This is a genomic window from Novosphingobium sp. SG919, from assembly GCF_012932495.1.
Classification (GTDB): Bacteria; Pseudomonadota; Alphaproteobacteria; order Sphingomonadales; family Sphingomonadaceae; genus Novosphingobium; species Novosphingobium rhizosphaerae.
Map to the genome: position 1 here is coordinate 113,984 of NZ_JABCNG010000006.1, position 12,737 is coordinate 126,720.

General features: G+C 65.0%; 12 protein-coding genes. 8 read left to right on the forward strand and 4 right to left on the reverse strand.

From position 1 onward, the window contains the following. Positions 1-16: 16 nt before the first annotated feature. Positions 17-1,474 (reverse strand): pyruvate kinase, encoded by a 1,458-nt coding sequence (gene pyk / locus FHT19_RS20645; RefSeq protein ID WP_168556439.1) that lies wholly within the window; start codon positions 1,472-1,474, stop codon positions 17-19. A gap of 94 nt (positions 1,475-1,568) precedes the next feature. Here pyk and FHT19_RS20650 point away from each other — a divergent pair, with 94 nt between their 5' ends. Together FHT19_RS20650 and FHT19_RS20655 are read left to right on the forward strand one after the other, a co-directional pair. Next, positions 1,569-1,916, forward strand: a complete 348-nt coding sequence (locus tag FHT19_RS20650) for a DUF1244 domain-containing protein (RefSeq protein WP_168556438.1) — start codon at positions 1,569-1,571, stop codon at positions 1,914-1,916. Positions 1,917-2,046: 130 nt separating this feature from the next. After that, entirely contained in the window at positions 2,047-2,283 is a 237-nt protein-coding gene (locus FHT19_RS20655; protein WP_022675853.1) for a DUF2312 domain-containing protein, read from the forward strand. A gap of 63 nt (positions 2,284-2,346) precedes the next feature. Here the strand turns inward: FHT19_RS20655 and FHT19_RS20660 are convergent, their stop codons facing one another. After that, positions 2,347-3,042, reverse strand: a complete 696-nt coding sequence (locus tag FHT19_RS20660; protein WP_169476619.1) for a CPBP family glutamic-type intramembrane protease — start codon at positions 3,040-3,042, stop codon at positions 2,347-2,349. A 192-nt stretch (positions 3,043-3,234) separates the two neighbouring features. On the opposite strand from FHT19_RS20660, the gene FHT19_RS20665 reads away from it, so the two are divergent. The 6 genes from FHT19_RS20665 to FHT19_RS24475 all read left to right on the forward strand — a co-directional run bounded on the left by FHT19_RS20665 (position 3,235) and on the right by FHT19_RS24475 (position 8,152). Further along, on the forward strand, positions 3,235-3,978 hold the full coding sequence (locus tag FHT19_RS20665) for a YebC/PmpR family DNA-binding transcriptional regulator (protein WP_168556436.1): 744 nt from the start codon (positions 3,235-3,237) through the stop codon (positions 3,976-3,978). Positions 3,979-4,147: 169 nt separating this feature from the next. Beyond that, positions 4,148-4,624, forward strand: coding sequence for a crossover junction endodeoxyribonuclease RuvC (gene ruvC, locus FHT19_RS20670; RefSeq protein ID WP_169476620.1), 477 nt, complete (start codon positions 4,148-4,150; stop codon positions 4,622-4,624). Positions 4,625-4,672: 48 nt separating this feature from the next. After that, positions 4,673-5,173, forward strand: coding sequence for a nucleoside deaminase (locus tag FHT19_RS20675; protein WP_246866131.1), 501 nt, complete (start codon positions 4,673-4,675; stop codon positions 5,171-5,173). A 45-nt stretch (positions 5,174-5,218) separates the two neighbouring features. Next, on the forward strand, positions 5,219-5,836 hold the full coding sequence (gene ruvA, locus FHT19_RS20680; protein WP_169476621.1) for a Holliday junction branch migration protein RuvA: 618 nt from the start codon (positions 5,219-5,221) through the stop codon (positions 5,834-5,836). 49 nt (positions 5,837-5,885) lie between these two features. Continuing rightward, positions 5,886-6,944 (forward strand): Holliday junction branch migration DNA helicase RuvB, encoded by a 1,059-nt coding sequence (ruvB, locus tag FHT19_RS20685; RefSeq protein ID WP_169476622.1) that lies wholly within the window; start codon positions 5,886-5,888, stop codon positions 6,942-6,944. A 1,127-nt stretch (positions 6,945-8,071) separates the two neighbouring features. Next, entirely contained in the window at positions 8,072-8,152 is an 81-nt protein-coding gene (locus FHT19_RS24475; RefSeq protein WP_246866155.1) for a hypothetical protein, read from the forward strand. A gap of 267 nt (positions 8,153-8,419) precedes the next feature. Here the strand turns inward: FHT19_RS24475 and acnA are convergent, their stop codons facing one another. Continuing rightward, positions 8,420-11,089: an aconitate hydratase AcnA gene (gene acnA, locus FHT19_RS20695; protein WP_169476624.1), complete on the reverse strand. Its 2,670-nt coding sequence runs from the start codon at positions 11,087-11,089 to the stop codon at positions 8,420-8,422. A 704-nt stretch (positions 11,090-11,793) separates the two neighbouring features. Further along, positions 11,794-12,612 carry a hypothetical protein gene (locus FHT19_RS20700; protein WP_169476625.1) on the reverse strand — a complete coding sequence of 273 codons (819 nt, stop codon included), beginning with the start codon at positions 12,610-12,612 and terminating at the stop codon, positions 11,794-11,796. Positions 12,613-12,737 lie beyond the last annotated feature (125 nt).

Sequence of the window (12,737 nt, forward strand, 5' to 3'; positions counted from 1 at the left end):
AAAGGGGGGGTAGAGCTCAATCCCCCTGGTGGTGCTTGAGCTCGTCGCCCGTCAGCGTGACCACGTGGAGCAGGTTGGTGGCGCCCGGCGTGCCGAACGGCACCCCGGCCAGCGCAACCAGCTTGGACCCGGCGGTGCCGAAATCGTGGCGCAGCGCCATGCGCTTGCCCTTGGCGATCATTTCCTCGAAGCTGCCGATGTCCTTGGTGTTGACCGCGTGCGCGCCCCACAGCAGGCCGACCTTGCGCGCGGTCTTCTGGCTGGGCGTGAGCACCAGCATCGGCACGCCGGGGCGTTCACGCGCCACGCGGCGGGCGGTGGAGCCCGAACCGGTGAACACGATGATGCCCGAGATCGGCAGGGTTTCCGCGATCGAGGCGCAGGCCTGGGCCAGCGCATCGGCCGTGGTGGGATCGGGCAGGGTTTCGATGAAGTGGACGCGCGCGGCATAGCCGGGATCGCTTTCCACCTGCACCGCAATGCGGTTCATGATGCTCACCGCTTCTTCCGGCCAGGCGCCGGCGGCGGTTTCGGCCGACAGCATCACGGCGTCGGCGCCATCATAGACAGCGTTGGCCACGTCCGACACTTCGGCGCGGGTGGGCGTGGGCGTCTCGATCATCGATTCGAGCATCTGCGTGGCCACGACCACCGGCTTGCCCTGGCGGCGCGCGCTTTCGACGATGCGCTTCTGCAGCGGCGGCACTTCCTCGGGGTTGAGTTCCACGCCCAAGTCACCGCGGGCGACCATGATGCCATCGGACAGTTCGATGATCTCTTCCAGCCGCGAAATCGCCGCCGGCTTTTCGATCTTGGCCATCAGCGCGCCATAGCCGCCCATCAGGCGGCGGGCCTCGGCCACGTCCTCGGGGCGCTGCACGAACGACAGCGCGATCCAGTCCGCACCCTGTTCCACGGCAAAAGCCAGGTCGCGGCGGTCCTTCTCGGTAAGGGCGGGCACCGGCACCACGGCATCGGGCACGTTCACGCCCTTGCGGTCGGAAATCACCCCGCCCACTTCGGCCGAGCAGAGGATCTCGCTGTCGCTGGCGCGAATCACCCGCAGGCGCAGCTTGCCGTCGTCGATCAGCAGGCGCTGGCCCTTTTGCAGGATGCCGAACAGTTCGGGATGGGGCAGGCAGACGCGGGTTTCATCGCCCGGTTCGGGGTTGCGATCGAGCGTGAAGTGGCCCGAATGGCGGATGACCGCACGGCCTTCCTTGAACGTGCCCACGCGCAGCTTGGGGCCCTGGAGATCGGCCAGCACCGTGATCGGGCGCTTCACCTTGGCTTCGAGCGCGCGGATATTGGCGATGGTTTCGGCATGGATGGCGTGCTCGCCATGGCTCATATTGACGCGAAAGGCATCGGCGCCGGCACGAAACAGCTTTTCCAGCATTTCGGGCGAGCGGCTGGCCGGCCCCACCGTGGCGAGGATCTTGACCTTGCGTTCGCGCTTGTCAGGCTTGGCCATGGTGCAACAACTCCTCTTCCTATCAAACCTACGCAGGCTTTCAATCGCGCTGCCCTATGGCCTATGCTGTGGCAAAACCCAAGGGACGATAACCATGGATACGAATTCCCCCGCCGCGCAAAAGCCCCGTTCTGGTGCCGATCCGCTGGATAGCCTTGACGATGCGGTGGCCGCCGCCGCGTTCCGTCGCCTGGTGCGCCACTTGCGCCACCGCCACGACGCGCAGAACATCGAACTCATGGGCCTTGCCGGCTTTTGCCGCAATTGCCTGGCAGACTGGATCGTCGACGCCGGCGCCCCGCTCGACAAGGCCGCTGCGCGCGAGGCGATCCACGGCCTGCCGGCCGATGAATGGAAAAGCCGCTACCAGACGCCCGCCACGCCCGAGCAGCTGGCGCGGATGGAAGAAAGCATGAAACGCAACGCGCCTTCCCCCGCGTGATGACGCTGGCGAGAGCCGGTTCGGATCAATCTTTCCACAGGCACGGCTTTGCCAGGTTGGCCGCGGGCGGCTATTTGCCCGCGGCTGAAGGCCGCACCGGCCGCCCATAACCAGATTCGGAGCTTATCCCATGGCCGACGCCGCCGATGATCGCCTGCGCCTCTTGATCGAGCGCATCGAACGCCTGGAAGAAGAAAAGAAGGGCATCGGCGACGACATCAAGGATGTCTACAGCGAAGCCAAGTCCGCCGGCTATGACGCCAAGATCATGCGCCAGATCGTGCGCCTGCGGAAGATGAAGCCAGACGATCGCCGCGAGATGGAAGCGATCCTCGACGTGTACAAGAACGCGCTGGGCATCGACTGAGGCTTTCCGCCGCTCCCGCCGCATGACGGCGCCGGCCTGCCCGATGGGCGGGCCAGGGCGCCGTCAGCGCAGCAGAAAAGCGGCCGTCACTGCCACCAGATTGCCCAGGGCATGGGTCATCATCGCCGCGGGCAGGCTGATCCGCACGCGCACGAAGCCAAAGACCAGCCCCGCCCACAGTTGCGGCAGCACCATCGGCAGCAGCGCCGGCGTGATGCGCGGATAGTTGCCCAGGTGGAACAGCGCGAAAACCACTGCGTGAACCACGAACAGCGCCGGAAACGCCGCCGTAAACCAGCGCGGCGTTTCCCGCTTGCGCCAGGCCAGCCACAGCCCCCCTGCCCCGATCAAGGCCAGCGCCACGATCGCCCAGCCCAGCGGATGCGGCGCGCCATCGCGCATCGTCCACAGGCTGCCCCCGGCGATCACCAGGCCCACCAGCAGCGCCAGGGCGCGCGGCCGGCCCGATAGCCAGCCGCGAAATACGCATTCCTCGGCCACCGGGGCCAGCAGCGTGACCATCGGCAGCAACAGCGCGGGCGGCATCTTGCCAAAGGCATCGGCCGTCGGCAGCCCCAGGCTGCGCTGCCACAGCCCGAGCAGCGGCAGCAGCACGACCAGCCCGGCGAGGTAGAGGCCGGTCGCGCCCCGCCACAAGGCCCAGCTTTGCGCGGAAGCCAGCCCCATGGGGCGCGACCATCGCGGATGACGCAGGAATTCGAACAACGCCTGGGTGGCGGACAGGGAAAGGCGGACCATGGCACGTGGCTTACCGCAGCAGCGGTTAACACCATGTTTGCTGCGTGCGCCAAGGGCTGATGCCCCGTGCGCCGCGGGGCCGGTTTGGCCGGGCAGTGCCAGCCCGCCTCTGCCGGATTGCCGTTTTGCCGCGCTTGGTCTAGGGGCCGTGGCAAACCCGCATTCCCACCATCAGCCGCAAGAAGCAGATCCATGGCAGGCCATTCCAAATTCAAGAACATCATGCATCGCAAGGGCGCGCAGGACAAGAAGCGCTCGGCAATGTTCTCCAAGCTCAGCCGCGAAATCACCGTCGCGGCCAAGATGGGCATGCCCGACCCGGACATGAACCCGCGCCTGCGCGCCGCGATCAACGCCGCCAAGGCGCAATCGATGCCCAAGGACAACATCCAGCGCGCGGTCGACAAGGCCAGCAAGGGCGATGGCGAGAACTATGAAGAAGTGCGCTACGAAGGCTATGGCCCGGGCGGCGTGGCGATCATCGTCGAAGCGCTGACCGACAACCGCAACCGCACCGCCACCAACGTGCGCACCGCCTTTGCCAAGAATGGCGGCAACCTGGGCGCTTCGGGCGCGGTGAGCCACGGCTTCGAGCGCCTGGGCCTGATCGAATATCCCGCCAGCGTGGGTGACGAGGAAAAGGTGCTGGAAGCGGCGATCGAAGCCGGCGCCGACGACGTGGAATCGGATGAAGACACGCACCAGATCTGGACCGCGATCGACAACCTCCACCCCGTTTCGCGCGAGCTGGAAAAGGCGCTGGGCGAAGCCGAAGCGGTGAAGCTGGCGTGGAAGCCCAATCTCAAGACCACGGTTTCGGCCGATGACGCCGCCACGCTGCTCAAGCTGATCGACGTGCTGGACGACGACGATGACGTGCAGACCGTGTGGGGCAACTATGAAATCCCCGACGACGTGATGGAAAAGCTGGGCTGATCGGGAAGCCTCTCCCTCGCAAGCGGGAGGCGCAACCTAAACTCCCCTCCCGCTTGCGGGAGGGGTTGGGGGAGGGCATGTTGGGTCCGCTCCGACTTCCGAGCAACAGCGGGACCCCGGATCAAGTCCGGGGTGACGAGAAAAGAAGCCCTCTCTTGACCATCGCTTCATGATCATTCTGGGCATCGATCCCGGCCTCACCTGCACCGGATGGGGCGTGGTGGCCAAGGCGGGCAGCCGGTTGAGCCATGTTGCCAACGGCCAGATCCGCACCGATGCCAAGGCCACCATGGCCCAGCGCCTGGTGGAACTCGACGCTGCGCTGACCGATGTGATCCTCGCCCACCGTCCCGACGAAGGCGCGGTGGAGGAAGTCTTCGTCAACGTGAACCCGCAGTCCACGCTCAAGCTGGGCCAGGCGCGCGGCGTGGCCATGCTGAGCCTGGCGCGTTCGGGCATGCATGTGGCCGAATATCCCACCAAGGTGATCAAGAAGGCGCTGGTCGGCACCGGCGGCGCCGAAAAGCAGCAGATCCAGCACATGCTGAAAATCCTGCTGCCCGGCGTCAAGCTGGCCGGGGAAGACGCGTCCGACGCGCTGGCCGTGGCAATCACCCACGCCAACATGCTGGGCAGCCACCGCTGAACCTTCGGGCTGGCGGGAACACGTGCCCGCCCGCCGCGTAGCAAGTTCATGAACATTGCCGCCACAGACGACGCCTGGATGGCCCGCGCCATTGCTCTTGCCATCCGCGAAAAGGGTGACGACCCGGCCAACACGCCGATCGCCGCCCTCGTAGTGCGCGCAGGCAAGCTGGTGGGCGCGGGCGTGAACCGCACGGCGGAACATTGCGACGCCACGGCCCATGCCGAAGTGGAAGCGCTGCGCGCCGCCGGGCAGGAAGTGGGCGACATGAAAGTGGATGGCGCCACGCTTTATACCACGCTCCAGCCCTGCGGCATGTGCACGATGGCGGCCATCTGGGCAGGCATCAGCCGGATCGTCTATGGCGCGGGGCGCAGCCAGGTCCACGCCATGTATTTCGAGGACCGCCACCTATCGACGTTCGACTACATCCGCGATGCGTTCAAGGATGACCTGACGCTGGATGGGGGCGTGGCGGCCGAGGCTTGCGCCCGGCTCTATTACGGACCGCACGACGACGTGCCCGAGGATCAACAGGCCAATACCTGAACCCCGGTTGCGCGGCAAAAGGTTCCCTGCCATAGGGAACAAACCATGATCGCCAAATTGACCGGCATTCTCGACGACACCGGCCCGGATTGGGCCATCATCGACGTCAATGGCGTCGGGTACCTGGTCCATTGCTCGGCCAAGACGCTCAGCCACCTGGGCGTGCGCGGCGATGGAATCGTGCTCCACACCGAAATGCAGGTGAGCGAAACCGACCAGCGCCTGATCGGCTTTGCCAGCGCGGGCGAGCGCGCGTGGTTCCGCCTGCTCACCGCGGTGCAGGGCGTGGGCTCGAAAGTGGCGCTGGCCATCCTTTCGGCGCTGTCGGTGGACGAATTGCAGCGCGCCTGTGCCGGGGGCGATGCCGCGATGGTGGCGCGCGCCAATGGCGTGGGGCCGAAGCTGGCCAGCCGCATCGTCAACGAATTGAAGGACAAGGCCGGGGGCCTGGCCGGCCTTTCGGGCGGGCTGGGCGTGGCGGCAGAGGCCGATGTGGCGCTGCCCGCCGGCTCGGCCAGCGCCGACGCGATTTCCGCCTTGCAGAACCTGGGCTTCAAGCCCGCCGTGGCATCGAGCGCGGTGGCCTTTGCGATAAAGGCACTGGGCGAGGAAGCACGGCTGAACGACCTGGTGCGCGTGGCGCTCAAGCGGGCGACGGGGTGATGCCGGCCCTGCCCCGCCCCTTGCCCTCCCCGCTGTCAACGGCCCTCGCATGACCGACAACCCCCTGCTTTCCGCCCAGCCCCAGGCCGAAGACCTTGATGCTGCGCTGCGGCCCAAGACCCTGGCCGAATTCGTCGGCCAGGAAGCCGCGCGCGAGAATCTCAAGATCTTCATCGAAAGCGCCAAGCAGCGGCGCGAGGCGATGGACCACGTGCTGTTCTTCGGGCCGCCGGGGCTGGGCAAGACCACGCTGGCGCAGATCATCGCGCGCGAACTGGGGGTGAGTTTTCGCGCCACATCCGGCCCGGTGATTGCCAAGTCGGGCGATCTGGCCGCGCTGCTGACGAATCTGGAATCGGGCGATGTGCTGTTCATCGACGAGATTCACCGCCTCAATCCCGTGGTGGAGGAAGTGCTCTATCCCGCGATGGAAGACCGCGCGCTCGACCTGATCATCGGCGAAGGACCCTCGGCCCGCTCGGTGCGGATCGACCTGCCGCCGTTCACCCTGATCGGCGCGACCACGCGCCAGGGCCTGTTGCAGACGCCGCTGCGCGACCGCTTCGGCATTCCCGTGCGCCTGCAGTTCTATACCGTGGCCGAACTGGAGCGGGTGGTGACTCGCGGTGCCACGCTGATGGGCGTGGGCATCGATGCCCAGGGCGCGCGCGAGATTGCCCAGCGCGCGCGCGGCACCCCGCGCGTGGCCGGCCGCCTGCTGCGCCGGGTGCGCGATTTTGCGCAAGTGATGGGCGATGGCACGATCACCCGCACCCTGGCCGACGAGGCGCTGACCCGGCTGGAAGTCGATTCGCTGGGGCTCGACCTGCAGGATCGCCGCTACCTGATGATGATCGCCGATATCTACAAGGGGGGCCCGGTAGGCGTGGAAACGCTCGCTGCCGGCCTTTCGGAGCCGCGCGACACGATCGAAGAAGTGATCGAACCCTACCTGATCCAATTGGGCCTGGTGGCGCGCACCGCGCGCGGCCGCTGCCTGAACGACCGGGCCTGGCAGCATCTGGGAATCACCCCCCCCAGCGCGCAGATGCCAGCGCCACTGCCGGGTGCCTTGCCTGGCCTGTTCGACGCCGACGGCGGCAAATAGCCCGGCAAGGCTGTCGGAATCGGCAACACTAGCGCGGTCAAAAGTTCCAGTTTGGGACAGAGTTAACGCCGAGACCCGAAATGCGACGAAATATGGCCACGATCCATGTCGATTTCAGGTTAACGCGATGGACGCTGCGGCTATGATCTGCGTTGTTCATGGGAGGGAAAGCCTGGCAGCACCCTGTTAAGCCGTTTCTGCTAGGCCGCCCTGGGGTTCAAGCGAAAGCAACAATCATGTCGGTTCGGATGGCATTGGCAAAACTGGCGGCCTGCGCAGCAGGTGGCGCGGTGCTGGGCGGCGGGGCGGTACACGTTTCCGAGGCGCCCTCTTCCGGTGAGATCCATCACGTCAAGCCGATCAAGATCAAGCAGGCCAAGCCGCGCCGCGTGGTGCACCGCGCCGCGCCCCGCGTGGTCCATCGCCAGCGCAAGATCGTGACCACCGCCACGACCAAGTCGTGCATTCCCGCCCAGCAATATGCCATGGCTCCGGTGCCCTACATGGCCCCCTTGCCGCCGCAGGCGCAAGGCGGCGGTGGCGGCGGGGTGCCGGTGGTAATCGGCGGCGGGCCGGTGGGCGGCTTTGGCGGCGGCTTCTTTGGCGGATTCTTCGGCGGCAGCGGCGGGGGCGGCGGCAGCGTGGTGGTTTCTTCCACCAGCACCGGCTCCACCTCCACCTCGGGCGGCAGCACGTCCACCTCGGGCGGTTCGACCTCCACGTCTGGCGGGTCTACCTCGACTTCCAGCGGCAGCGTTTCCACCTCGAGCGGCAACGTCTCCACGTCGAGCGGTAGCGTCTCGACCTCGTCGGGCAACGTGAGCACGTCCTCGGGCAGCGTCAGCACCTCGTCCGGCAACGTTTCCACCAGTTCGTCGACATCCTCGGGCAACGTCTCCACCTCGTCCGGCAATGTCTCGACCAGTTCGTCCACGTCGACCTCGTCGGGGAACGTGTCGACCAGCTCGTCCACGTCAACCAGCAGCAGCACCTCGTCTTCCACGTCGAGCTCGACCAGTTCGTCCACCTCCTCCAGCACGTCGAGCAGCACGTCCTCCTCGTCGAGCGGGACGACATCGACCAGCAGCGGCACCACCAATGGCGGCACCGACGTGCCCGAGCCTTCGATGGTCCTGCTGTTTGGCACCGCCGCAGCGGCACTGGTGGCACGCCAGCGCTGGGGCCGGAGCCGCCGCAGGCCGGCTTGAGCATCCACGGTCAAGCCCGGTCCTGACGGGCTCCACGGAAGGGGCGGTCTTCGGGGGGAGGCCGCCCCTTTTTCGTGGGCTGCTTCGGCACAGACGCCCCTCCGTCAGCCGCTGCGCGCCTGCCACCTCCCCGCCAAGCGTGGAAGATCTTGATCCCCCCTGTCACGCAGCGATGGGGTGGAGGGGCCGCCCCCTTCCCCGCACACGAAAAAGGGCGGCTCCGGAGGGAGCCGCCCTTCTTGCGTCTGGCGGTGAAGCCGGTGGCGATCAGGCCGCCAGCTTGCGCAGCACGTAGTGCAGGATGCCGCCGTTGTTGAAGTATTCCAGCTCGTTGGCGGTATCGATGCGGCACAGCGCATCGAACGTGAACGTGCTGCCATCGGCGCGGGTGACCTTCACGGTCACGGTCTGGCGCGGCTGGAGATTGGCGACGCCTTCGATGGTGAACGCGTCGTCGCCGGTCAGGCCCAGGGTCTGGCGGGTCTGGCCTTCCAGGAACTGCAGCGGCAGCACGCCCATGCCGACCAGGTTCGAACGGTGGATACGCTCGAAGCTTTCGACGATCACGGCGCGCACGCCGAGCAGGTTGGTGCCCTTGGCCGCCCAGTCGCGCGAGGAGCCGGTGCCGTATTCCTTGCCGGCGATGACCACCATCGGCGTGCCATCGGCCTTGTACTTCTGCGCCACGTCATAGACCGCGCCCACTTCGTCGCCATAGCGCGAGAAGCCGCCTTCGGTGCCGGGGACCATTTCGTTCTTGATGCGGATATTGGCAAAAGTGCCGCGCATCATCACTTCGTGGTGGCCACGGCGCGCGCCGTAGGAGTTGAAGTCTGCCTTGGCGACTTGGTGATCCTGCAGCCACTTGCCCGCCGGGCTATCGGCCTTGATCGAGCCGGCCGGCGAGATGTGGTCGGTGGTGATCGAATCGCCCAGGATCAGCAGCGGCTTCGCGCCGACGATGTCGGACACCGGGGCCGGCGTCATGCTCATGCCTTCGAAGTACGGCGGATTGGCGACATAGGTCGATCCGGCGCGCCACGAATAGGTTTCCGAACCCGTGACGTTGATCGCCTGCCAGTGCTGGTCGCCCTTGTAGACGTCGGCATAGCGGGCCTGGAACATCTGGCGGTTCATCGCGCCGGCCATGACCGAAGCGACTTCGGCGTTGGTCGGCCAGATGTCCTTGAGATAGACCGCCGCGCCGTCCTTGCTCGTGCCGATCGGGGTGGTGGTGAAATCCTCGATCACCGTGCCCTTGAGCGCATAGGCCACGACCAGCGGCGGCGAAGCCAGGAAGTTGGCACGCACGTCGGGGCTGACACGGCCTTCGAAGTTGCGGTTGCCCGAGATCACCGAAGCGGCGACGATGCCGTTCTCGTTGATCGCCTTGCTGATCGGCTCGGCCAGCGGGCCGGAGTTGCCGATGCAGGTGGTGCAGCCATAACCCACCAGGTTGAACCCGATGTTGTCGAGGTGCGACTGGAGGCCGGCCTTGATCAGGTAATCGGTGACGACCTGCGAGCCCGGTGCCAGCGAGGTCTTGACCCAGGGCTTGGGCTTGAGGCCCAGCTCGTCGGCCTTCTTGGCGACGAGGCCGGCGGCGATCAGCACGCCGGGGTTCGACGTGTTGGTGCAGCTGGTGATCGCGGCGATCACCACGTCACCGTCGCCGATGTCATGGTCCTTGCCGTCGACGGCCACGCGCGACTGGGTCTTCTTGTAAAGGTCGCCGAGGTCCTTGTTGAACACGTCGTCCACGTCGGGAAGGTTGACCTTGTCCTGCGGGCGCTTGGGGCCGGCGAGCGAAGGCACGACGGTCGACAGGTCGAGTTCGAGAGTCGAGGTGAACACCGGCTCGACCGAGGGGTCGATCCAGAAGCCCTGCTCCTTGGCATAGGCTTCGACCAGGGCGATCTGGTCTTCTTCGCGCCCGGTCAGGCGCATGTAGTCCAGCGTCTTTTCGTCGATGCCGAAGAAGCCGCAGGTGGCGCCATATTCCGGCGCCATGTTGGCCAGCGTGGCGCGGTCGGCCAGGGTCAGGCCGGCGAGGCCGGGGCCGAAATATTCCACGAAGCGGCCGACCACGCCATGCTTGCGCAGCATGTTGGTGGCGGTCAGCACGAGATCGGTGGCGGTCACGCCTTCCTGAAGCTGGCCGGTGAACTTGAAGCCCACCACTTCGGGGATGAGCATCGAGACCGGCTGACCGAGCATGGCCGCTTCGGCTTCGATGCCGCCCACGCCCCAGCCCAGCACGCCCAGGCCGTTGACCATGGTGGTGTGGCTGTCGGTGCCGACGCAAGTGTCAGGGTAAGCCACCAGGTTGCCGTCCTGGTCTTCCGCGGTCCACACCGTCTGAGCGATGTGTTCCAGGTTCACCTGGTGGCAGATGCCGGTGCCCGGGGGCACGGCGTGGAAGTTCGACAGCGACTTGGAGCCCCACTTGAGGAAGTCGTAGCGTTCGCCGTTGCGATAATATTCGATCTCGACGTTCTGTTCGAACGCCTTGGGGTGGCCGAATTCATCGACCATGACCGAGTGGTCGATCACCAGGTGCACGGGCACCAGCGGGTTGATCTTGCTGGTATCGCCGCCGAGCTTGGCAATGGCGTCGCGCATCGCGGCAAGGTCGACCACGCAGGGCACGCCGGTGAAATCCTGCAGCAGCACGCGCGCGGGGCGGTACTGGATTTCGGCGCTGCTCGACGGGTTCTTCTGCCAATCGACTAGGGCCTTGACGTCGTCGGTCGAGACCGTGAAGCCGCCGTCTTCGAAACGGAGAAGGTTTTCCAGCAGCACCTTCATCGAGAAGGGCAACCGCGAGACATCGCCGAACTTTTCGGCGGCCTTCTTGAGGGAGTAATAGGCGACGTTCTTGCCGCCTACGGTAAGCGTGCTGCGCGTGCCGAGCGAGTCCTGTCCGACCTGGGTCATGGCTAAGCGAAATCCTCCTGCCGTTGGCGAGGGACCGCAGGGGCAAAGAACCGGTGCCTTTGCCGGGGGCCACGCCCATGTCCGGGGGCACCGATGGCCGAGCGGGCCTCTCGTGAACGGCGCCGCGATGCGCTGTTCGGGCCACCTCGTCAAGGGCGGGAAATCGCTAAATTTGCGCGATTTCGCTTATTGCGACGCAATAGCAGAAGTATTGTCTCATGCTGGGTGCAGTTGGTCGATTTGGGGTAGGTGTGGGTAAAACAGGCATCCGATCGGACAGACCCCGGCGCTGGACTGGCAGAGGGAAAGCCCGAGCGGTTGATCAGCATTGTGGATGACTTATCCTGACAGGAGCAGGACCAGCCTGTCCCTACGCGCAGATGGGGGCGCGCGGGCAAATGCAAGCGGGATGCGGGTGTGGTTCCAAGGCAATTAGGGTTTTTTTGCACCTGGCACAGTAAATGTCACAGTGAATCCACCTGTCACATTAAATCAGTAAATTGGGCACAGTAAATCGGAACGATGCCTTGCGGTGCTGCCAGATCGGTTTGCGGATCGTCTTTTGCGAGGCCGCCCGTTGATGTGGCGGCACGCACGTGGCCTTGGCCAGTCAACTGCATGTGAGACCGTGCATTTTTCCGAATATGCGATACCCGAGCTTAGAAAAAGGACTAATACCGAGTCAGCTAATAGGTTGCTCCCGACTATACCCGGGTGATTGAGCCCCAGTCAGCGATGAAGCGATCCCCTTCGCGTGTTTTCACGATTCGTCCTGTGACAGTGTATCGCCTATGTTGCCGGAGCTGTTTTGCCTGCTTTTCATCCATGTTGCGTATGATGATCGACCGTATTTTCGGCTTCTTCCCGTCGATTACGAACCATCTCGCGTCGCGATAGACGAGGGGGAAGCGGGTCGGCGGGCCGTCTCCCGTCCCGATCCCCATCTCGCGATCTTCTTCCTGCTCGAAATACTGTTCTGGCGTAAGGCCTTGCGGAAAGACTGGCTCGTCAGGCGGGGCGGTAGGTCGGTGTATCACAACCTCTCTCGCGATAGCCGCAATCTGTTCGGCGCTGAGCTTGCCCGTGATTTCAAGGAACGCTCCGTTCGCGCCCTTAACCTTGGCGGTGACGACGTTGGCCTCCCCCATTTTTATGGGGTCCGCAAGACGCCCGAGCGCTCGCCAAAGTTGCGTTCGGCCAGGCAGGGGTTGGCCACTAAGTGCTGATTGCGCCGAGGCAGCTAGCTGTTGGCAGAACAGCGTGAGATGGTGCCGGTGGGAAAGCGCCGTCTCGGCGAGCTCGTACGCCGCGCCAATTTTGTCGATGATATCGAACCAGAAGCTTATGCTTCCAGACGAAATTTGCCTAACAACGAGTTCGCGATCGGGATATCCGATTTCCTTGCTGAATTCATTGAAGCTATTAGAAAATGACTGCAGAAGTAGCGTCAGTTCACTGGCTTTCGGCGGCAAGTTATAGCCAATGTACAGGCGCAAAAGGCCGTCATCATCGATCAATTGCACTGAGACCCCTCGATTCGGCCCAACCCCTTTCTCCAGAGCGTAACGCAGCTAGGCCGGCCAATGAAAGGGCCGTTAGATCCATCCGAGCTGTGCATGTGCAAAGAGAGCTCAGGTTTTGACACACG